We start from the raw sequence: 21,550 nt of genomic DNA on the forward strand, positions 1-21,550 counted from the left end.
AGCTCGGGGGGCGGGCTTCGGGGGGGGGGGGGGCGGCGGGGCGGGGGGGGGGGGGGGGGGGGGGGGGGGGGTTCCCCGGGGGGGGGGGGGCGCCCCGCCCCCCCCGCCCCGCGGCCCGCGTGAGCGGGCCGCCTTGATCAAGTAGAGAAAGTCTGAACAGGCCCGCCGACCTGTCGAGTTCGGCCTGGCGCCTTCGGGTGGCTACGGGGCTGCCTGCCTCGCCCGGGTTCTTGCGTGCCCGCTTCGGCAGGGCTGCGGCTCAGTGCGTCGATTTCTCCTTGTTTGCAGAGAACATCATGATCTGTTCTTCGAGCCGCAGATATTTATCCACAGGCAAGTGGGCTTAACGTCTGCTTCATGAGATGCGGCGAACGTGCACTTTCTAACGCTCTGGCGGAAACATCCCTTTGGGTCCGTATGTGCCCCCTGGGTGGGCGAGTGTCAGAAAAATTTCGACCTCGATGGTCACGTTTGGGGCTCTGGCTCTCCTTGAGTTGGTGATGGCGGAACTGCAATCGGGAGGGCCTTGATGGAGCGGAATGTGCCTGCCGCTGCATGTCGGGTGATCGGCGGGTGTGGCCACGGCCGTCGCACTACCCGTGCGCCGGTGACTCGAGGGCGAATGCGCGGGGAGTGGCCTGTGGCTGCGTTCGAAATCCCCGGTTTCCCGCTATGGGGAGGCTTTAGGGCGGGAAGTCCATTTGTGCCTCATGACCTGGTAAAACATCGAAAAGAGAGAATTTTGATTGCCTCTGACTGGCTTGCGGACTTTTGCGGCAGGCTGCCGCTCGCAAGGATGGGGCTGGGATTCCAGGGCCGTTCCTCGGCGCAGGCGCAGGGTGCGGCCGGTGAGGGGTGCACTTATATACCGGTTCCGGCCGTTAGGGAAACGGCTGATCCCGGGGCTTCATTTATGCCTCGCCGCGACACCCGGTCCGCGGCCGGTCGGGGAGGTGTGCGCGTGATACGGCCGCGCATTGTATGGAGATTCCCCGGTTACCCAAACCGGCGATTCTCCGGATCCTTTTCCCTGTCGCCGTGGCGCCTGGGCCGCAGCGCAACAGATGAGGAAGTGGGTGCAGCCCGCATGGCGGGACGGGAAGGCGCGTCGATTGTCCGCGTGGCGGGAGATCCGGCTGCGGCTGCCCACCTGGCGGGCAGGGCGGGGCGCCGGCCATCGATCAGGAGGCAAGTTGGTCTCAGCGGGTCTGGAGCCTGCTCGCCGCGGCCCTTACCACGGACTTCGTGGCCGAACTGTGGCCGCGGATCCCGGAGTTGGTGAGTGGGGTGGTGAGTGCCGCAGGGAGCGTGAACGACATGGCTGACATGAACGACAGCGCGATGAGGGGAACGACGGGGATGAGCGAGGACGTGAGCGGTCTGCTGGCGCAGATCATGCAGCGGACAACGGATCTGCGCGGGCAGGTGTGGGAGATGCACGAACGGGCGGAAGAGCTCAACGCCCGTCTGGATGTTCTAGCTTCTCGACCTTCGCTTGCAGTTGGGACACCTGATGCCTGAGTTCGCCCATCTCCGAAGTCAGCGCGTCCAGTTGCCCAAGCGCTCCGCGCAGCATCTGGACGAGTTCACCCTCTGGGGCTCCGCTCTCCCCGGACTTGCCATCCTTGTCGGCTGGTGGAGTGTCGGTGCTCGCGCGCCACCAAGCGGGCGTCGTGTACTTGATGCTGAACTCGCCCGTTGCCGGGGCGGCCTGGTCCATGACGAAGCTGCCGCGCCCCTGGACCGTGTAGATCAGTCCTTCCTCGCGCAGGACGCGCAAGGCACTGCGGGCGGTCATGTTCGCGATCTCGAACCGCTCCTGGAGCTCGCGGTGCGAGGGCATCTGTTCGCCCGGCTTGAGACGGCCGGCGGTGATCTCCTGCCGCAGTACGTCCGCGACCCGCTGATAGGGCGGGCGGGCATCCGTCGTCGGCTTCGTCATACCTCACAGGGTAGCCCGGCCTAGCCCGGCTAACACCCTCTTCTGATCCACCTGGATAGCTAAGTCACTGAAGCCACTTGACTTAGCTAGCTAGGCTGGGTACTACTTGATCCATCGCGGTCGCCTCGACCGCCGAACCAACAAGAACGAAGGAGCCTTCTGTGGCTGTCATCCGCGTAGCGACCCCCGAGACCACCAGCTTCCTCACCGGCACCGCGGCCGTGCCGAAGATCAAGAACCCGGAAACGGGAGAGATCGCCGTCGACCGGGAGACCAACGAAACCCTCTACGTCCTGTCGGTGATGCAGATGGAGGACGGCCGCGCCGAACTCCTGAAGATCACGCTTCCGGCCTCGGGCCTGCCCGAAGGTCTGATGCCGGGCATGGCAGTGCGGCCGGTGGAACTCGTCGCCATTCCGTGGGCGCGCGTCTTCAACGGCAACCTCTCCGATGGCATCGCTTATCGGGTCAAGCGCCTGGAACTGGTCCAGCCCGCCAGTACGGCCGTTCCGGGGGGCGGGGCTGAGGCGGCGGTCGGTTCCTCGAAGAAGGCCGCGTAGTGGGCGCCTGGGGCGGGCGAGGTCACATGCCCTCGCCCGCCCGGGCCATCGGCCCGCAGGACCGTTTCCCCTCCCTCGTCCACGAGGTGGAGCGCGGCTGGCTCGCGCACGAGTACCAGCCGTTGACCAGCCGGGAGCGCTATGAGCTGGTGCTCTTCTTCTCCCGCCTCCACCGTTCCCGCAGTCATCAACTCGCCGCCGATGGCGGCATGCTGAAGGAAGGAACCGCATGAACCTCGACGTAGTTTTCGGCTACGCCCCGTACGGGGCGGGCCTGGGAATAGCCGTCCTGCTGGTGTGGGCCGTGATCGTGCTGGTGCGCTATGCCCGGGCCGATCCCCTGACGCGCCAGAGCATCCGGCAGGCGCGCAGGATCCGGTGGGGCTGGAAGCGTCTGGCCCGGATGGCGAACCTGTCCGTCACTGACAAGACGCCGACTTTCATGGCCTCGCTGACCGCCAAGGACGGCCAGAAGCCCGAACCCCGGGTGCTGATCCCCGCCGTCAAGACCACCCCGGACCGGTTCGGCGTGATCGTGCATGCCAACTGCCTTCCCCAGGTGGGCCTGGAGGAATTCCAGAAGTCCGCCCGCTTCCTCGCCGACGCCTGGCGGTGCGTGCGGGTCTCCGTCGCCCCCGCCGAACACCCGGGACAGGTCATCCTTCGCGCCGTGCGTCAGGACCCGCTGGCCACCAAGACCACCCACACCCCCTCCGGCAAGCCCCCGGCCGACATCACCCGTTGGGAACTGGGGTGGGACGAGTACGCCACCCCCATCGCCATCGACCTGGCCAACGTGCCCGGGGTGACGGTGGCCGGCCTGCCCGGCTACGGCAAGACCTCCTTCATCAACCGGCTCATCTGCGACTTCGCACCCTCCCCGCTGGTGCAGATCGCCGTGGTCGACGGCAAGTCCGCGCGCGCCGAGCACGGCGACTACGCGAGTGTCGCGCCCCGCCTGTTCCGGTTCGTCGGCGACGACCTTGAAGCGGCGAATCGCTTCTTCAAGGAGATGGTCCAGCTCCGCGTGGACCGCACGGCGCTGGTGAAGGCAGTGTTCGGCACGTCCAACATGTGGCACCACGGCCCCACCGAGGACTGGCCGCTGGTCATTGTCATCGTGGACGAGGCCCACACGTTCTTCCGTGACTACAAGGGCAGCGACCCCGCCACCAAGAAGCTCGCGGCGCTGTCGGCCGAGAACGCCCGCCTCGTGGAGGACCTGACGAAGAAGGGCCGCAGCGTCGGCATGCTGACCATCCCGGCCACCCAGAAGGCGACCGGCGACGCCCTGCCTACCTTCATCCGCGACGTGTGCCCGGTCGGCCTGTCCTTCGCGCAGAAGACCACTGACGCCGCCGTCGCCGCGCTCGGCGATGACATCCGCAAGTGGGACGACGTCAACCCCATCACCCTCCAGGACCCGAAGTACGTCGGTGTCGCGGTCATGGCCGCCCAGAACCGCGTGGGCTTCGTGCGCATCCGCACCCCCTACGTCGCCGACGCGGACGCGGAGCGCGTCGCCGAACAGACGGCCCACCTCACCCGCGACCCCGCCAAGCTCCTGGCCCGCTACGGCCACCTGAGCCTCGACAAGACCCCGCCCCCGGACGACCTGCCCACCGCGGCCTGATCCGCCCCCATCAGTCCCCAACAGCCTCTGAAGGGAGGTGAATTACTCATGGCAGAGGATCGGATCACGCAGCTCACCGTCACCGTCGTGATGATGGTCATCGCAGCCCTGGCGTTCGTGTTCTCCTTCGGCAACGTCTGGAACCTCGCCCTGCGCCTGGGAGTGCCCCACCTGGTCGCCCCGCTGATCGCCCCCATGGTCGACCTGTCCGTGGTCGGTCTCCTCATCGCCCAGCGCTACCTGGCCCTGCGCGGCGTCCCCGATGACCAACTGCGCCCCGCCACGCGCCTGATGCACCTGTCCGGCCTGTTCACCCTCGCTCTCAACGTCGCCGAACCCTTGCTGGCCGGACACTACGGCCGGGCTTGCGTGGACGCGGTCGCCCCGCTCCTCCTGCTCGGCTGGGGCAGTGTCGGCCCCTCCCTGCTCCGCCACTTCCACACGGTCACCCACCCCGACCCGGCTCCCGTGCAGGAACTCGCCCCTACGCCCGAACCGGTCGTCGACGCTGCGACGGCCGAAGCGCAGCCCACTCCCATCCGCGCCCCGGAGCCTGCGCCTATGGCGTCAACTCTTGGCCCGACGCCCGCCGTACCGGCCCCCTTGCTGGATGCGGCCCGCTCCATCGCCGCCTCCCACCTGGCAGCCCACGGCGAACCCATCACCTCGGTACAGCTCCGCGCCCGCCTCGGTGTCGCGCAGCCGATCGCCACGGCCGCACACGCCCAGCTCACGGCCTGAACTCGCGTCGGGCGCACACCGAACACCACATTCCCGATGGCCCCTTGAGGTCACGGTTCCCCCTGCTCCGAGCCATGCCTGCGGCTTCCTCTGCCACAGGCGCGGCTCGGGGCCCCACACCCTCACCACCGCGTATATCGAGAGGAGCACTCGCCCGATGCCCGCCCCTGAGCCTCGACCCGCCGCCGACTTGGGCCACGTGAAGAGCCCTGCCCTCCGTGAACTGCTCACTCACCTTCACCACGAGCGCTTCGACCAGGTCCGCAACCAGGTCCGCGCGGCCCGTGGCTGCACCAACCCGATCAGGCTCGCCGGATACACCGAAACCGTCCACGCCCGCACCGGCCGCATCCTGCACAGCTTCAACACCGCCGACCACGCGACCGGCGGCCTCCTGGTCGCCTGCAACAACCGCCGCGCCTCCCGCTGCCCCTCCTGCTCCCGCACCTATGCGGGCGACACCTACCAGCTCATCAAGGCCGGAGTCGCAGGAGGCAAGAACATCACAGCACAAGTCGCCACTCACCCAAGGGTGTTCGCGACCCTCACCGCGCCCAGCTTCGGCCCTGTCCACGGCACCACCTGGCGCGGCCAGCCCCGCTGCCGCTGCGGTACTCAGCATCCCGACAACGCCCCCGCCCTCGGCGCACCTCTCGACCTGGCCCGCTACGACTACACCGGCGCCGTCCTGTTCAACGCCCACGCCGGACTCCTGTGGGGCCGCTTCACCACCTACCTGCGTCGCTACGTCGCCCGCCTCCTGGACCTCACCCAGAAGGAAGCCGCCGAGATCCTTCGTGTCTCCTTCGCCAAGGTCGCCGAGTTCCAAAAGCGCGGTGTTGTCCACTACCACGCGATCATCCGCTTCGACGGCCCCGAAGGCAGCACCCAGCCCCCGCCTCCCAAGGCCACCGCCGCCGTGCTCACCAAGGCCGTCAAACTCGCGGCCCGCCACGCCACCCTGCACGTCCAGGCCGAACAGCTCGGCGAACGCACCCTGCGCTGGGGCCAGCAGATCGACGTACGCCAGATCACCCCCGACACCGGCGAAGGCCGCCTCACCGCCGAAGCCGTCGCCGGATACATCGCCAAGTACGCCACCAAAGGCGCCGAAGACTCCGGCGCCCTCGATCGCCCCTTGCACTGCCGCGACTGCCACGGCAACGGACAGACCACCACCCCCGCCGGCCACCCCGCTCCCTGCCCCACCTGCGACGGAAACGGCCGCGAACCCCTCGACCACCTGCGGCTCCCGGCCCACGTCCGCCAGATGATCCGCACCTGCTTCGACCTGGCCACCATCCCCGAACTCGCCGCCTTCAAGCTTCACAAATGGGCGCACATGCTTGGCTTCCGCGGCCACTTCTCCACCAAATCCCGCCGCTACTCCACCACCCTCGGCGCCCTGCGCGAGGAACGCCGCGCCTGGCGCCGCGCCCACCACGACGACCACCTCGTCCTCGAGGACGTGGAGCAGCCGAACGATACCGAGAACCTGGACGACGTCACCTTCGTCGTCTCCGACTGGACCTTCCTCGGCCTCGGATACACCCCCGGCGAACAACTCATCGCCGCCCAGGTCCGCCACGAACAGGCGGAACGGCAACGCATCAAGAGCGAAGGTGAGTTGTGGGAATGACGGCGGCCCTGGAGGTGGAGCGTCTGCCTCCAGGGACCGAAGATGAACCGATTTCGCGCGCCATCGAGGCATGGGCCGCCGCCCACGCGAAAGCTGCCCCTCGCTTGGGCGAAGGGCAGCTGGAGATCCTTCGGGACCTCTGTCAGTAGGTGGGCCTGAACACCGGCTCCAACAGTTCCGGGTCGAACTGACTGCTCCGGGACCGACCTTGGGGGAGTGGGTGGACGACGACGGCTTGCAGGACCGTGGCGATCGCCTTCCGTTTCTGCCGCATGTCGAAGTCCGCCCACTTCTCGGCGCTGAACCCGGCAAGGAAGTTCTTGGCGGCCTGTTCCGCGTAGAAGTCGTCCCGGTCCTTCTGCGACGTGGCGATCTGGGCGTCGTTGTCGTCCTTGAACTCCAGATACTCGGCCGTGCTGAACTGGCCTGTCTTGTAAGCCTCTTTGATCTCCTGCTGCTTCTTGACCAGCGTGGCCAGCGTGTCCTCGCCGTACCACGTCACCTCGTTCGGCTTCCGCGCCGCGAACTGATCCACGAGGATCTTGACCACCAGTTTCTCTATGGCCTTGTCCATGAGATCGGCCCGACGGCTCACCTTGTTGCACCGTGGGTCACCGCACCGGTAGCGGTCCTGCTTGTTGGTACCGCTGGGCGGAGTGCCCTTCATCTTCGCGAAGCACAGCGAACCGTCCTCCTTCACGTACCCGCATCGCGCGATGTTCGTGAGCAGGAAGCGCCGGGTCTCCTCCGCGATCTCTCGGAAGTTCTTCTTCCCCTCCCGCTTCACCTTCTCCATGAAGCGGGTTTTTGCCGTTTCTCCGTTCGGGTTGAACCACACCGGACAGCGAGCTACCAGCTTGTACCACTCCTCCGGTGAGCACACGGTCTCCCACTTGCCCACCACCGGCTCGCCGGTCTTCGGGTCGCACACCAACTCGCCGTTGATCATGCGGTATCCGCACAGAGCGGGGTTCGTGAGCATGTACTGAACCGGTGTCGTCGCCCACTTGTTGCCGCGAAGCGTCAGGAACCCGCTCTTGTCCAAGTGCTCGACGATCGTGGCCCAGTGCTTGCCCGCCAACGCCTTGTCGATGCACTCGCGCAGAACCTTGGCCTCCTTGGGCCGCAACTTCTCGTTGACCTTCCTGCCGGTCTTCGGGTCCGGCCCCTCCCATCCGAAGCGACATGGCCCGGTCGGAGCGCCTTCCAGCGCCTGGTCCCGAACATTGCGCTTCACACGCCGCTTGACCTTGGTGACCTCGCGCTCGCCCATGGCCGACGTGAGCAGACCACGCAGCATCTCGGCATCGCTGTGCACGTCCAGGACGGTCCTGGTGTCGGTGACGGCGTACAGACCCTTGTTGTCGACGGTGAGCGCTCGGTGCAGGCGCAAGTAGTCCTCGGGGAGTCGCACGATGCGCTCTTCCTCGACGACGAAGACCCCGTGTAGCGGGTAGCTCTCCTCGGTGCGCCGCGCTCGGAGATCACGTACCAGCCGCAGAAAGGCCGGCCGCTCGATGTCGGGATCCGCGGCCGTAATGTGGTTGTCGGTGTAGCGGTAGACGATCGCGCACCCGTGCTCCTCGGCGAACTCGTCGCAGTTGCGGTGCTGGCGGCCTACGCCCTTCTCCTCACGCCGGTCCAGGGTGATCCGGGCGTACGAGCAACAGGGCTTGCGGTCTTCAAGCCACTCCTCGAAGGTCTGGCCCTCGGCAAGTGCCCGCTGTAGGTCAGGGTGCATCTGCCACTTGGAAGATGGCTTGGCCACTGCTAGCCTCCCGCTGTTAGGTCAAGTGCCTAGAATAAAGTAGACCGTCAGTTACATGGTGCCGTTCGTGGCGGCGGGCGGGCTGCTCATCGCGATCTCCTTCGCCCTCGGCGGCTACAAGATCGCCAATACGGATGTGCAGTCGCTCATCGACGCCTTCCACTGGGGCTCCATGCACAGCTGGGCCGCCCTGATGTTCTGGACCGGCCAGGCGGCCTTCGCCTTCCTGGTCCCGGTGCTGGCCGGGTACATCGCGTACGGCATGGCGGACCGGCCGGGTCTGGTTCCCGGGTTCGTGGCGGGCTCGATCGCGGTCACGATCAACGCGGGGTTCCTCGGCGGCCTGGTCGGCGGTCTGATCGCCGGTGCCGTGGTGCTGGCGATCCAGCGGGTCAAGGTGCCCGACGTGGTGCGCGGCATCATGCCGGTGGTGGTGATCCCGCTGACCTCGTCGGCGGTCGTGGGCTTCCTGATGTTCGCGGTCGTGGGGCATCCGATCGCCTGGGTGCAGACCCGGCTGACGGACTGGCTGGCCTCGTTGTCGGGGTCGAACGCGATCATCCTGGGCGTCGTGCTCGGCCTGATGATGGCCAGCGACCTGGGCGGTCCGCTCAACAAGGTCGCGTACGCCTTCGCCGTCGGCGGTCTCGCCACCCCCAACGACGGCTCGCTCAAGGTCATGGCCGCGGTCATGGCCGCCGGTATGGTCCCGCCGCTGGCCATGGCGCTCGCGACGACCGTCCGTCCGAGGCTCTTCACCAGGACCGAGCGGGAGAACGGCAAGGCGGCGTGGGTGCTCGGCGCGTCATTCATCACCGAAGGCGCGATTCCGTTCGCCGCGGCCGATCCGATCCGCGTGATCGTGCCGTCGATGGTCGGCGGCGGTGTTACCGGAGCCCTGTCGATGACCTTCGGCGCCACCCTGCGCGCCCCGCACGGCGGCATCTTCGTGGTCCCGCTGATCGGTAGCGCGTGGTTGTACCTCGTGGCGATCGCCGCGGGTGTGTGCGTCACGGCGGCGCTGACCGTCCTCCTGAAGTCCCTGCGCAAGCCCGCCGCCGACCTGCCGACCGAGGCCGCTCATGCGGCACAGGGCGCCGTGCCGAGCGCGCAGGCCGCCCCGGCCGCGGTGTCGGCGGCGATGCTGCCCGCAGGGGTCGAGGGGCCTCTCAAGGTGTGACCACACGCTGCATGCCTCGGACGGCGGCGGTCAACGGACCGCCGCCGTCCAGGCGTTGAAGCTGACGACAGAACACGACCAAGCGCTACTGGGCGCGGAGATCCCTGCGGAAGACCGTGGAGCTGTGCCGGACCGTCATGCCTGCGCGGAGATAGAGTTCGAGCGCACCGGTGTCCGAGTGCGTCCACAGCGTGCAGGAATGACGGCCCGACCGGTGGAAAGCGCGGAACGTGTGGCGCAGCAGCAGTCGCGCGATGCCCCGGCCGCGCTGGTCGTGACGTACCGCGACCTGCTCCAGATGTCCCTCGCGTGACCCCGTCGCACCCAACGCCAGTACCGCACCCACGAGTTGACCGTCGACAAAGGCCAAGGAGGACTGCTCCGCGGCGAACGAGGGCTGCTCGACGGTATGAGTGGCCCACTCCTCGTACGCCTGCCGACGCTGCTGCCACGCGTCGAAGGCATCCTGTACGAGGACATGCGCGGCGGGAGCGTCGCCGCCACGGAAGGCGCGCACCGTGACGCCCGCCGGCGGCTCGGGCACGGCAGGTTCCGCGGGCATGGTGAACTCCAGCAGCCAGGCTGTTGCCAGTGGCCCGTACCCGCGCGAGCGCACCAGGGCGACGGCGCCCGAGTCCGTGTCCGGAACGGTCTGCACGATGCCGTCGTCTCCGGCCTCCCGGGCCCGTGCCTCCGCCCAGTCGAGCAGCGCCGCGCCCAGCCCGCGTCCCCGGTGCTCGGGGTGCACATCGACCTCGGACCGTCGGTGCACCCAGGCCCGTGCGACCAGGCGCCCTGCCCGGTCCAGGACGAGCACGGTGTCGGACTCCGGCACCAGCCCCGGCCGCGCGAGACCGGCGGCGACGGTCCCGGCAGTGCTCCGTACATACCCGTACGCGTCTCGCTCGCAGGCCGCGACGAGCGCGTGGATGGCTGGGACGTCGTGGACGTTCGCGGGCCGAGAACGGTAACCGCGCGGAAGTGACGGGACAGTTGATGGCATCGGCGGATGGTAGCCGCGCACCGTCTTCCCGCTCCGGGCCGGCACTTCGTGAGGCCTCTACGACGCCTCGGCTACGGCGTCGGTCCAGTGGATGTCGACCGTCGCCGGATCGAACCACCGGCCACGAGGTGCCGGCCGGAGCACCACCTCCCGTACATGTGCGGCCAGTTGGGCGCGCTGCTCGGGAAGTTTCAGCTGGGGCCATTGGGCGACAGCGTGCTGCGCGGACCGGACCAACTCGGTGCGGTGCCGGGCCAGTGCCCTGTGACGGTACGAGGTCTCCGCATCGGCCCCATGCGCGGCGGGGGCGGCAGGCGCGGTCACCATCTGTGCCAGGCGTGCCATCAACTCACCCTCCACATAGGCCTCCAGGGAAGCTGCGGTACGAGAGAGACGGCCGCATCCGCCGTTGATGGAGGGGCAGCGGTAGAACGGCTGTCGCGTCCCTGCTGCCCGACCCGTGCTCACCGTTCGTGCGGAGACGACCATGGACACCCCGCACAGGCTGCACCGCACTCGGCCCGACAGGAGGCGGGTGTACAGACCGGGTGGAGGACCACTGTGGCCCCGCTCATGAGCAACGTCGAGCTGCCCTTTCAGGCTGTGCACCGCGGCCCAGTAGATCGCGGGTGCGACCACGGGCTGCCACTCGCCCGTGACAGGAAGCCCACCGTCGCCGTGGAGCACCAGGTCAGGCGTCCACAGCCAGGAAGCACCGCGCCGAGGCGTAGATGCGGTAGCCCGCGTTGCGCGGGTTGATGAGGCGGAGCAGCACGGTCTTGCGGGCGACCGGCTTGCCGGTGCGTCCGGTCACACCGTGGTGCGACCAGTCCGCGCGGATCTCGCGCACACAGGCGCCTGAGACCGCTGCCTCGATGCCGTGCCGCAGAAGCGCAGCGGCGGGGTACTGCAGGCGGCCCTCCTTGTCCCAGCCCCAGGCGATGGCGCCGATGTGGGCTTGGCCGGTCAGGGCCCGATGCAGATTGGCGGCGCGCTGCCGCCGGGCCGTGGCGTCTGCCTCGGTGCCGCCGTCGAGAGCCTGGCGGAGGAACAGTGAACGTCCGCTGGACCGTGACAAGTCGACCCCGCCCTCGACCGATCTGCCCACCAGTCGGGGTTGCTCTTCGTACAGGGCGCAGACGCGGGCGGCGTCGGATGCCCGGCGGGCGACTCGGTCGGCGTGTGCGAAGACGAACCCGTCGATCACTCCTGCTGCGAGGTCGGCAAGAAGCTCTTCGTATGCGGGGCGGCGCACACCGGGCAGCGAAGCTGAGCGAGCGTTGTCGTCGTACACCCGGACCGCGACGCCGCCGAGCGCGGCCACGAGCCATTGGCACGCGTACTCCTGACGCGCTACCGCAGCGCCGAGCCAGCGGCCTTCGGGCCCTCGCTCGTCATCGGATTGCCGGACGTAGATGCCCAGCGCTGCTTCCTTCACGTCGCCTCCCCGTGCCCCTCGATGGAACGAACGCTATGGGCGCGCATGTGCGAAACGGGAAGGTCGGCTGAAGAGTCACTCGGGAGTGTGAGCAAGGCGCCGCGAATCGCTCCTGCCTGTAGATGCTCACAGGGCACTCATGGGGAACTGTCCGTTCCTGCGAGATACGTCACGGTCCGGGACCAAAGTCCCGGACCGTGGTGTTCACTGGGACGCATGCCTGAGCACGTGTCGATCCTTCAGCAGATAGGCCTGGCGATTCTCGCGGTCGCCACGGTGGCGTGGGTGGTCGGTCTGATCCGTCTGGTGCGGATCGTCGGCTTCCGGCCGTCGGAGCCGATGGCCTTGCCCATGGGTGCGCTGCCGGGGCAGGCGCAGCCGCCTGCCGTGGAGTCGGTGGCGCTGACCGCCGACGAGCAGGACGCTTTCGCCGGTCTTGTACGGCAGTTCAGCAGGCGCTAACTGTATTGACCCGCGCGCAGGCCTCAGGGCCTGCAGCCCGCCCGGTGTTCGATCGCGGCGCGGGCCTCTTCCTGGGTCGGATAGACCTCGCACATGTGGCGGCCGTCAGGGGTCGCCGTGTGCTCGACCTCCCAGAGGCTGATCTCGCCCCCGTCGCGCAGCAGGAACGCGTGCTCGTAGAGGGAGAATCCCTGGCTGACGCGGCGGCCGAACGCCTGGGTGATCTGGTGGGCGCACGCCTGGCGCAGCAGTCGGGCGGTGCCGGGGCCGGGCCGCGTCGTCACGTCCGGGTTCTCCGCGCGGCGCAGCAGCCGGCGGGCGTGGTCCACGGAGCTGTCCGGGTCGGCGGGGCCGAACCTGCGGGGCTGCGGCGGGATCGGCGGGAAGTGCACGGAGCCGGCCGGGGCGATGGGGACCTGGAGGTCGAACTCCGGTGTGGCCTCCGGGGGCAGCGGCAGGCGGCCGGTCGCCAGGTGCAGCTCGTCCTCGGTGACGTAGACCTCGTGCTGGGGTGCGGTGTCCCGCCCCATGTTGTGCACGAGCTCCCAGAGGGTGAGCGGGCTGCCGTCGGCGAGCAGCCAGGTGTGCCGGTACGTCTCGCGGTGCCGGCCCGCGCTGTGGTGGGCCGAGTGCAGCGAACCGGCGTACGCGAGCGCGCTGTCGAGGCGGTGCAGGGTCTCGTCGGGCAGTTCGAAGGAGTTGAGAGCGCGGCCCAGGAGGCGGGCCAGCTGCTCCTCGGGGGACGCGGCCGACGTGGACGCAGCGGCGTCGGACTCGTAGCCGTAGTCGTGCGGAACGCTCAAGGCACCTCCCGGCATTGCTGCATGTCACCTCGTGGGTGCATACCGTAGCCCCTTGGTCGGACATCATGTCCGTGAATTCGTAAACGGGGAACGGTAATTGCACAACGCGCAGGCCGCGCGGGAGGTTCCCGCGCGGCCCGTGTCGTGGAGAGGGGTGGGGTGCCTCAGGCGGCGCTGCCCGCCGTCCACTGGCTCCAGCTCATGTTCCAGCCGTTGAGCCCGTTGTCCGGGGAGATCGTCTTGTCGTGCGAGTTCTTCATGACGACGACGTCGCCGACGAGCGAGTGGTCGTAGAACCACTTGGCGGTCGTGTCGCCGCCCGCGCCCCGCACGTCCTGCATGCCGATGCAGCCGTGGCTGGTGCCCTGGGCGCCGAAGATGCCGGGCGAGCTCCAGTAGTTGCCGTGGATGAACGTGCCGGACTGCGACAGGCGCATCGCGTGCGGCACGTCGGCGATGTCGTACTCGCCGCCGAAGCCGACCGTCGAGCCGTTCATGCGCGTCTGCACGAACTTCTCGGAGATCACCATCTGGCCGTTGTAGGTGGGGTGTTGGTCGCTGCCGGTCGACACCGGGACCGTCTTGATGACCTGGCCGTCGCGCTCGACCGTCATCTTCTGCGTGTTCGCGTCGACCGTGGAGACCTGCTTGCGGCCGACGGTGAAGGTGACGGTCTTGTCCTGGACGCCGTGCACGCCGTTCGCCCCCTCGACGCCGTCGAGGTCGATCTTCATCGTGACCTTGGAGCCGGCCTTCCAGTAGTCCTGCGGCCGGAAGTCCAGGCGCTGCGCGCCGAACCAGTGGCCGACGACCTGCTGGCCGCTGCTGGACGTGACCGAGATGTGCGACTGCACGTCCTTCTTGTTCGTGATCGCCTTGTCGAACGTGAAGGAGACCGGCATCCCGACACCGACCGTCGTGCCGTTGTCGGGCGTGTACGTGCCGATGAAGCTGTTCGCGTTCGACACGGTCGTGAAGATCGAGTTGGCGGCGGCCGTGTGGCCCTCGCCGTCCTTGGCGGTCGCGGAGATGCGGTACTTGGTGCCGCGGTCCAGCTGCTCCTTGGGCTTCCAGGACGCGCCGTCCGCCGCGATCGCGCCGGTCACGGCCTTGCCGGTGGCCGACTCGGTCATCTTCACGTCGGTGAGCTTGCCGTCGCTGACCTTGACGCCCGTGGCGTTGATCGACGCGCCGGTCGAGCCGTCCTTGGCGGAGATGGTGATCTGCGGGGCGTCCTGCGCGCCGCCGCCGTCCTTGCCGCCCTTGTTGCCGTCGGCGCTGGCGTTGCCCCCGCAGGCCGTGAGGGTGAGTGCGCCGATGGCGAGTGCTGCCCACGCGACGGCTATGTTCTGCCTTCTCACGGTCTGCTCCTGTTCCGCTGTTCCGCGTACTTGATCCGGTACGGGGAGAGAGTCCGAGATGACCGGAGAGGTTCCCTCCGGTTGTTGTGAAGGCGGACACAGGGACAGTTCTGTTACGTAGGTGTGCGCGATGCGCATGATGCGCATGATGCGCGTGGACGTACGTGGACCTACGTGGACGTACGTGGGTGAGGGCGCCGTTACGCGGAAGGGGCGGGGCCGTAGAGCTCGCTGTACGACAGGTGAGACGGGTGCGACAGGTGCGTGCCGCTGGGGCTGGGGCTGGGGCTGGGGCTGGGGCTGGGGCCGAGGTCGGGTCCGGGGGCGTGTGCCGACTCGGCCGCGCGCACGGCCCGTACGATCGCGCGCGTCACGAGGTCCGCGCCCGCGGCCAGGATCTCGTTCAGGGCAAGGGGATCGGCGGCGTCCAGCGGCCGGGCGCCCGTGGCGAGGGCGAAGACCGTGTCGCCGTCGTTGAGCAGGTGCACCGGGCGCACGGCGCGCGCGATGCCGTCGTGCGCGGTGCCCGCGACCTTCTGCGCCTGGGCGCGGGTGAGGTCGGCGTCGGTGGCGACGACGGCGAGGGTGGTGTTGAGGGGCGCGGGCCCGTTCGCCGCCGCGGCCTCCGCGAGCCGTTTGCCCGCCGCCTCGTGCACCGCGGGCGCGGGGTACGTCACCGGGCCGCGCCCCGCGAAGAACTCCCCGTACAACGCCCCCGTCGCCGGGTCGAGCGCCGAGCCCGCCGCGTTCGCGACGACCAGCGCGCCCACCGTGATCCCGGAGTCGAGAACGGTGGACGCGGTGCCGATGCCGCCGCGGATCCGGCCGACGAGCGTGCCGGTGCCCGCGCCCACACTGCCTTCCTGGACGGGGGAGCCCGGCCCGGTCGCCGCCGCTGCCTCCACCGCTGCGCGGCCCGTCGCCGCATCGGGCCGTGCGCGCCAGTCGCCGCCGCGGCCGAGGTCGAAGACGCAGGCCGCGGGCACGACGGGGACGACCCGCTCGGGGCCGCCGACCGGCACCCCGCGGCCCTGCTCCTCCAGCCACGCCATCACGCCGGACGCCGCGTCGAGCCCGTACGCGCTGCCGCCGGTCAGCACGATCGCCTCGATGCGCTGCACCAGATTGCGCGGGTCGAGCGCGTCGGTCTCCCGGGTGCCGGGGCCGCCGCCGCGCACGTCGACGGCGGTGACCGCGCCGCCCTCGGGGGCGAGCACGACCGTGGTGCCGGTCAGGAAACCGCCGCCGGTGCGGGTGGCGTGACCGACCCGCAGGCCCGGTACGTCGGTGAGCGCGTCGTGGCGGGTTGGGGGTGCGGCGGAGGTCTTGGCGGGCGTCGTCGTCATGCTCCATGCGTACCACGGGAGTGGCGCGGCCTCGGCGTGATGTCCTGGGCGCGCCAAGGGAGTTGAGCGGCTTCGGCGTCATGCCCGCGTAACGCCCCATGCGCGCGCACCGGGGGGAGCTGAGCGCTTCGGCGTCATGCCCGCGTAACGCCCATGCGCGCGCACCGGGGGAATCGAGCGCTTCGGTGTCATCCCTGCGCGCTGGACGCCCGGACCGTACGCGCCGACAGCGTCACCCCGACGGCCACCGTCAACGCCGCCACGACCCCCGCCGCGAGCACCGCCCGATGCCCCGCGAACGTACAGCCGAGCACCAGCAACGCACTGACCGGCAGCGTGAGTTGCTGCGCCACCCCCACCTTGAAGTACCGCGCGTGCAGCAACCACACCATCAGCAGGAACAATGCCGACGGGATCGTCACGGCCGCCGACGCCGCGGTTGTCGACAGGTGCGCCTTGCCCACTGCCTGTTCGACCGCGACCTCGATGCCCGCGCCGATCGCCGCCGCCGACGCGAACACGAAGTAGTGGCCGTAACCCCACAGGAACGCCTGCCCGTTGGTGCGCAACCGGTCGTGGATCGGCACCGCGAAGTAGATCCACCACGCCGCGAACACGATCAGCAACCCGCCAGCCGCGATCGGCAGCAGGTCACCGAGGGCGTCGTTCTCCTGAATGCCCGACTTCACCGCGACCGTCGCCGCGGCGATCGACTCGCCGAGCACGATGATCGTGAACAGGCCGTAGCGCTCGGAGATGTGGTGCGGGTGCCAGGACGTCTGCCGGTCCTTCTCCGCGTACACCGGAACGCACATCTCCAGGACCGCCATCGCCAGGAAAACCCAGTTCCGGGCCCCCGACGGCGTGAACATCAGCCCCAGCCAACCCACTTGGCACAGCAGCACCCCGCCCGCGTACCGCAACGCGGCCGTGCGCTCCGCCCCGCTCGTCGCCCGCGCCGCGCGCAGCCAGTGCGCCGCCATCGCCAGCCGCATGATCAGGTAGCCGAGGTAGACGACGGTGAACTCGTCGGCGAAGGCCTTCGACACCCCGGCCGCGAGCACGAGCACGCCCGCGATCTGTACGAGTGTGACGATCCGGTAGAGCACGTCGTCGTTGTCGTACGCCGAGGCGAACCAGGTGAAGTTCATCCACGCCCACCAGATGGCGAAGAAGATCCGTGCGTAGTCGACGATGCCGCTGCCCGCGTGCCCCTCGGCCACGGCATGGACGAGCTCGACCCCGCCCTGCGCCACCGCCACGACGAAGCACAGGTCGAAGAACAGCTCCAGCGGCGACGCGACCCGATGCTCCTCGTCCCGCCCGCGCTCGACCATGCGGCGCAGCGGGGGACGGCCTGTTTCCGAGTGGGGCGAGGGGGACGGGGTGCCTGGCGTGCCTGATGTATCTGGTGTGCCTGATGTACCTGGTGTGCCTGATGTACCTGGTGTGTCCGGCGTGGAGGTCATGCGCCCAGGACAGCAGATCGGGGCGGCGGGGTGGGGGGATCGGCGCGCGGGGGAGCGGGGATCCGGGAGTGTTCGGGGGACCCGGGTGCCAGGGGAGTCAGGGGTGTTCGGGGGCCCAGGGATGTTCGTGGGGCTCCAGAGATGTTCGTGGGACCCAGAGATGGTTGTGGGGCCCAGAGATGTTCGTGGCGCCCAGGGATGGTCGTGGGATCCAGAGATGCTCGTGGGACCCCCGGGGCAGGGGACCCAGGGGTGTTCGGGAGATTCAGGCAGCCGTCAGTACGGCCGCGGCCCCGAGCGGCGCCCGTCCGTCCGACGCCTCCCGATAGCGGCGTACGACGAGATCGGCGATGGCCGAATGGTCCGCCAGCGGCGCCGTGACCAGCTCGGCGGGGGCCGCGCCCAGAGCCTGTGTGAACCGGCCGGGGGCCAGCAGATGCGTCACGATCCCGATCCGCCGGTACCCCGCGGCCCGCAGCCGCGCCAGCGCCTCGGGCACGGTCGGCTCCGCCGCGGAGCAGTACGCCGTGACGACCGGCGTCCCGGGGCGCCGGTCGGCCAGCCGCCGGGCCGCGAGCAGCGCCCCACTGTTCCCGCCGGGCCGCGACGACCCCGCGGCGGCGAACACCAGCGCGTCGACACCCTGCCCCGTGATGCCGCCCTCGGCTTCGGCTTCGGCTTTCGCTTCGGCTTCGGCCAGGCGCGCCTCCAACGCCGCGTCCACCTCGGCCGCCCCGCTCAGGCTGGGCGTCAGCACGCACCCGGGCCCGCCGTGCGCGGCGATCACGGCCGGGATGTCGACGATGCGATGGAACCCGTCCCCCAGCAGCAACGGCACGACGACCGTCTGCGCCCCGGTGGCGGCGGTGGCCTGCAACACGCCCTTGAGCGACGGCAGTTGATGATCCAGATGCCCGACCGCGGGCCGCTGCCCGAGCCGCGCCTCGACGGCCTCGCGCAGCCGCCCCACGGTGGCCCCGGCGGCGGGCAGGGCACTGCCGTGCACGGCGAGAACGAGAGACATGACGGGCTCCTCCGGGGAGGGTGAGAGCGGGCTGCGCAAGTGGTCGGGGGCAGCCCGCTTCGTCCGACGCTACGCCGCCGCCCCCGGCCGGGAGCCCGCCACAAGCCCCTGATGACCAGGCCTTTGGACCCGGGCCGCCCCCGACCCCAATCCCATCCCCCACCCCATCCCCCGCCCCGGCCCCCACCCCGGGGCCAGGACCAACGCACCCCGCACAAGGGCAACAGGTCCCGCCCCAACGGGCCCAATTCGACGCGGAGCGCGCCCATTTCCGGCCTACCGTCGAACACGTCGGCCCGCAAACCCACCGCACCCCCGGAGCGCCCTCCATGCCCCACCACCTGGTACTCATAGGCCACGGCATGGTCGGCCACCACCTCCTCCAGCTCCTCGCGGAGCGCGACGCCCTGACGACCTGGCACGTCACCGTCCTCGCCGAAGAGGACCGCCCGGCCTACGACCGCGTCCACCTCTCCTCCGCCTTCACCGGCACGGACCCCGCGGAACTCGCCCTCTCCACCCCCGAGTTCATCGCCGATCACGGCATCGATCTGCGCCTGGGCGACCCGGCCGAGCACATCGACACCGCAGCGCGGACCGTCACCACCACCTCCGGCGCCGTCTTCCCCTATGACGCCCTCGTCCTGGCCACCGGCTCGTACCCCTTCGTCCCGCCCATCGACGGCGCCGACGCCCCGGGCTGCTTCACGTACCGCACTCTGTACGACGTCGAGTCCCTCACCGAGTACGCGTCCCGCGAGACGACCCGCACCGGCGTCGTCATCGGCGGCGGCCTGCTCGGCCTGGAGGCGGCCGGCGCCCTGCGCACCCTTGGCCTGGACACGCACGTCGTCGAGTTCGCCCCGCGCCTCATGCCGCTGCAGGTCGACGACGGGGGTTCCGACGCGCTGCGCGCCACCATCGAGGGGATGGGCGTGGCCGTGCACACCGGGGTCGGCGCCCGCGCCGTCGAGACCGACGCCGACGGCTCGGCCCACGCCCTGCACCTGACCGACGGCCGGGCGCTCGACGCCGATGTCGTCGTCTTCTCGGCCGGGGTCCGCCCCCGCGACCGGCTCGCCCGTGAGGCGGGACTGGCCGTCGGCGACCGCGGCGGCGTCGTGGTCGACCGGCACTGCCGGACCACGGACCCGTACGTGTACGCGATCGGCGAGTGCGCGCAGACCTCCGACGGCCGGGTCTACGGCCTGGTCGCGCCGGGCTATCAGATGGCCGAGGCCGCCGCCGATGCGCTCGCGGGCGAGGGCACCACGACCTTCACCGGCGCCGACACCTCCACCAAGCTCAAACTGCTCGGCGCGGACGTGGCGTCCTTCGGCGACCCGTTCGCCTGCGACGGGGACGAGCGCGCGGACAGCGGCGCGATGGCGGTCGTCTTCTCCGACTCCCGCGAGGGCGTCTACAAGAAGCTCGTCCTCGGCCCCGACGGCCGGCTCCTCGGCGGCATCCTGGTCGGCGATGCCACCGCGTACGGGACGCTCAAGCCGCACGCGGGCCGGGAACTGCCCGCCTCCCCGGAGGCCTACCTCGTGCCGTCCACGGGCGCGGAAGGCGCACCCGGCGCAGACTCCCTGCCCGACGACGCGGTGATCTGCAGCTGCCACAACGTCACCAAGGGCGCCGTCCGCGAGGCCGTCACCGCCGAGTCCCTCACCGACGTCGGCGGCATCAAGCGCTGCACCAAGGCGGGCACCGGCTGCGGCGGCTGCGTCGGCACCCTCCAGTCCGTCCTGGACGCCGAACTCGCCGCCGCCGGGGTCGAGGTCGCCCGCGGCCTGTGCGAGCACTTCGCGCTGACCCGCGCCGAGATCTACGACACGATCCGCACCGAACGCATCGCCTCCTTCAGCGAGTTGATCGCGGCCCACGGGCGCGGTGACGCGGGCGCCGCCGACGGCTGCACCGTCTGCAAGCCGGTCGTCGCCAACATCCTGGGCACCCTCGCCCCCGAACTCGGCCTCACCCACATCCTCCAGGGCGAGCAGGCCACCCTCCAGGACTCCAACGACCTCTTCCTCGCCAACCTCCAGAAGGACGGCACCTACTCCGTCGTCCCGCGCGTCCCCGGCGGCGAGATCACCGCCGAACAGCTCATCGCGATCGGCGAGGTCGCCCGCGACCACGGCCTCTACACGAAGATCACCGGCGGTCAGCGCATCGACCTCTTCGGCGCCCGCAAGGAACAACTGCCCGCCATCTGGCGCCGGTTGGTCGACGTCGGCCTGGAGTCCGGCCAGGCGTACGGCAAGTCGCTGCGCACGGTGAAGTCCTGCGTCGGCGCCAAGTTCTGCCGGTTCGGCCAGGGCGACTCGGTCCAGCTCGCCATCGACCTGGAGCTGCGCTACCGCGGTCTGCGCACCCCGCACAAGATCAAGGGCGGTGTCTCCGGCTGTCTGCGCGAGTGCGCCGAGGCCCGCGGCAAGGACATCGGCGTCATCGCCACCGCCGGCGGCTGGAACCTGTACGTCTGCGGCAACGGCGGCACCACCCCCCGCCACGCCGACCTCCTCGCCACCGACCTGTCGAGCGACGAACTGCTGCGCCTGACCGACCGGTTCCTCATGTACTACGTGCGCACCGGCGAGCGCCTGGAGCGCACCGCCGCCTGGTTCGAGCGCATCGGTGGCCTCGACCACCTGAAGTCCGTCCTCCTCGAGGACTCCCTCGGTCTCTGCGCCGACCTGGAGGCCCAGATGGAGCGGCACGTCAGCGCCTACCGCGACGAGTGGCAGGCCGTCCTCGACGACCCGGCCGCCCTCGCCCGCTTCGCCCCCTTCGTATCCGACCCGAGCTTCCTCGAGCCGGGCCGCGGCCGCCCGGCCGTGCTGCCCGACGGCACCGAGGCCGCCCTCTTCAAGGACATCGACGGCCGGGTCTACGCCGTCGACGACCGCGACCCGTTCTCCGGCGCCGCCGTCATCGCGAACGGCATCATGGGCACCCGCGACGGCGCCCCCGTCGTGGCCTCCCCGATGCACAAGCAGGAGTTCGACCTGCGCACGGGGGAGTGCCTCGACGACCCGTCCGTGCGCCTGGCCGTCCACGAGGTGCCCAACGCCGGGTGAGCCGGGGGACCTTGGTCGCGCGGCGGTCCCGACTTTCGGGGCGCTGGGACGGCGACCAACGCCTCTTACGTCCCACTTATCCCGGCGGGAGTCTT

The 21,550-nt window shown here is 69.9% G+C and carries 17 protein-coding genes and 2 pseudogenes; 8 read left to right on the plus strand and 11 right to left on the minus strand.

All coding sequences use genetic code 11. The annotated features are described in order from the left end of the window. Window positions 1-1,456 precede the first annotated feature (1,456 nt). Window positions 1,457-1,942, minus strand: a complete 486-nt coding sequence (locus ACIBUY_RS28130; protein WP_399154112.1) for a GntR family transcriptional regulator — start codon at window positions 1,940-1,942, stop codon at window positions 1,457-1,459. A 161-nt stretch (window positions 1,943-2,103) separates the two neighbouring features. On the opposite strand from ACIBUY_RS28130, the gene ACIBUY_RS28135 reads away from it, so the two are divergent. The 5 genes from ACIBUY_RS28135 to ACIBUY_RS28155 all read left to right on the plus strand — a co-directional run bounded on the left by ACIBUY_RS28135 (window position 2,104) and on the right by ACIBUY_RS28155 (window position 6,515). Next, on the plus strand, window positions 2,104-2,502 hold the full coding sequence (locus ACIBUY_RS28135; protein WP_399154113.1) for a hypothetical protein: 399 nt from the start codon (window positions 2,104-2,106) through the stop codon (window positions 2,500-2,502). A gap of 26 nt (window positions 2,503-2,528) precedes the next feature. After that, window positions 2,529-2,735 carry a hypothetical protein gene (locus ACIBUY_RS28140; RefSeq protein WP_399154114.1) on the plus strand — a complete coding sequence of 69 codons (207 nt, stop codon included), beginning with the start codon at window positions 2,529-2,531 and terminating at the stop codon, window positions 2,733-2,735. Further along, window positions 2,732-4,135: an FtsK/SpoIIIE domain-containing protein gene (locus tag ACIBUY_RS28145; RefSeq protein WP_399154115.1), complete on the plus strand. Its 1,404-nt coding sequence runs from the start codon at window positions 2,732-2,734 to the stop codon at window positions 4,133-4,135. The genes ACIBUY_RS28140 and ACIBUY_RS28145 overlap by 4 nt, the downstream gene beginning before the upstream one ends. Window positions 4,136-4,183: 48 nt before the next feature. Beyond that, window positions 4,184-4,876 carry a DUF2637 domain-containing protein gene (locus tag ACIBUY_RS28150; RefSeq protein WP_399154116.1) on the plus strand — a complete coding sequence of 231 codons (693 nt, stop codon included), beginning with the start codon at window positions 4,184-4,186 and terminating at the stop codon, window positions 4,874-4,876. A gap of 157 nt (window positions 4,877-5,033) precedes the next feature. Continuing rightward, window positions 5,034-6,515 carry a replication initiator gene (locus ACIBUY_RS28155; protein ID WP_399154117.1) on the plus strand — a complete coding sequence of 494 codons (1,482 nt, stop codon included), beginning with the start codon at window positions 5,034-5,036 and terminating at the stop codon, window positions 6,513-6,515. Between the two features lie 142 nt (window positions 6,516-6,657). Here ACIBUY_RS28155 and ACIBUY_RS28160 read toward each other — a convergent pair whose 3' ends face one another. Continuing rightward, on the minus strand, window positions 6,658-8,283 hold the full coding sequence (locus ACIBUY_RS28160) for a recombinase family protein (protein ID WP_399154118.1): 1,626 nt from the start codon (window positions 8,281-8,283) through the stop codon (window positions 6,658-6,660). 46 nt (window positions 8,284-8,329) lie between these two features. Here ACIBUY_RS28160 and ACIBUY_RS28165 point away from each other — a divergent pair. After that, a pseudogene (locus ACIBUY_RS28165) lies at window positions 8,330-9,463 on the plus strand (PTS fructose transporter subunit IIC); the annotation flags it as partial. Window positions 9,464-9,548: 85 nt separating this feature from the next. On the opposite strand, the gene ACIBUY_RS28170 reads toward ACIBUY_RS28165, so the two are convergent. The 4 genes and pseudogenes from ACIBUY_RS28170 to ACIBUY_RS28185 all read right to left on the minus strand — a co-directional run bounded on the left by ACIBUY_RS28170 (window position 9,549) and on the right by ACIBUY_RS28185 (window position 11,904). Further along, window positions 9,549-10,466 (minus strand): GNAT family N-acetyltransferase, encoded by a 918-nt coding sequence (locus ACIBUY_RS28170; protein ID WP_399154119.1) that lies wholly within the window; start codon window positions 10,464-10,466, stop codon window positions 9,549-9,551. 57 nt (window positions 10,467-10,523) lie between these two features. Then, window positions 10,524-10,811 (minus strand): hypothetical protein, encoded by a 288-nt coding sequence (locus ACIBUY_RS28175; protein WP_399154225.1) that lies wholly within the window; start codon window positions 10,809-10,811, stop codon window positions 10,524-10,526. A gap of 12 nt (window positions 10,812-10,823) precedes the next feature. After that, window positions 10,824-11,153 (minus strand): annotated as a pseudogene (locus ACIBUY_RS28180) (zinc ribbon domain-containing protein); the annotation flags it as partial. 4 nt (window positions 11,154-11,157) lie between these two features. Beyond that, entirely contained in the window at window positions 11,158-11,904 is a 747-nt protein-coding gene (locus tag ACIBUY_RS28185; RefSeq protein WP_399154120.1) for a recombinase family protein, read from the minus strand. Window positions 11,905-12,120: 216 nt separating this feature from the next. Here ACIBUY_RS28185 and ACIBUY_RS28190 point away from each other — a divergent pair, with 216 nt between their 5' ends. Beyond that, the gene (locus ACIBUY_RS28190; RefSeq protein WP_365576722.1) at window positions 12,121-12,366 is read left to right on the plus strand and encodes a hypothetical protein; all 246 of its coding nucleotides are present in this window, start codon (window positions 12,121-12,123) and stop codon (window positions 12,364-12,366) included. Between the two features lie 23 nt (window positions 12,367-12,389). On the opposite strand, the gene ACIBUY_RS28195 is transcribed toward ACIBUY_RS28190, so the two are convergent. The 5 genes from ACIBUY_RS28195 to ACIBUY_RS28215 all read right to left on the minus strand — a co-directional run bounded on the left by ACIBUY_RS28195 (window position 12,390) and on the right by ACIBUY_RS28215 (window position 18,369). Continuing rightward, window positions 12,390-13,169 (minus strand): DUF6227 family protein, encoded by a 780-nt coding sequence (locus ACIBUY_RS28195; protein ID WP_365576720.1) that lies wholly within the window; start codon window positions 13,167-13,169, stop codon window positions 12,390-12,392. A 164-nt stretch (window positions 13,170-13,333) separates the two neighbouring features. Further along, a complete protein-coding gene (locus ACIBUY_RS28200) occupies window positions 13,334-14,530 on the minus strand; it encodes an Ig-like domain-containing protein (protein WP_399154121.1) in 1,197 nt (398 codons plus the stop codon). Between the two features lie 200 nt (window positions 14,531-14,730). Further along, window positions 14,731-15,876: a P1 family peptidase gene (locus tag ACIBUY_RS28205; protein ID WP_399154122.1), complete on the minus strand. Its 1,146-nt coding sequence runs from the start codon at window positions 15,874-15,876 to the stop codon at window positions 14,731-14,733. 188 nt (window positions 15,877-16,064) lie between these two features. Next, window positions 16,065-17,213, minus strand: coding sequence for a low temperature requirement protein A (locus ACIBUY_RS28210; RefSeq protein WP_365576714.1), 1,149 nt, complete (start codon window positions 17,211-17,213; stop codon window positions 16,065-16,067). Between the two features lie 397 nt (window positions 17,214-17,610). Then, complete coding sequence (locus tag ACIBUY_RS28215) at window positions 17,611-18,369, minus strand: sirohydrochlorin chelatase (protein ID WP_399154123.1); 759 nt, start codon at window positions 18,367-18,369, stop codon at window positions 17,611-17,613. Window positions 18,370-18,698: 329 nt separating this feature from the next. On the opposite strand from ACIBUY_RS28215, the gene nirB reads away from it, so the two are divergent. Next, the gene (gene nirB / locus ACIBUY_RS28220) at window positions 18,699-21,455 is read left to right on the plus strand and encodes a nitrite reductase large subunit NirB (RefSeq protein WP_399154124.1); all 2,757 of its coding nucleotides are present in this window, start codon (window positions 18,699-18,701) and stop codon (window positions 21,453-21,455) included. The last annotated feature ends 95 nt before the right edge of the window (window positions 21,456-21,550 follow it).

Origin of the sequence: Streptomyces sp. NPDC050085, from assembly GCF_044460595.1 — a bacterium.
Taxonomy (GTDB): domain Bacteria; phylum Actinomycetota; class Actinomycetes; order Streptomycetales; family Streptomycetaceae; genus Streptomyces.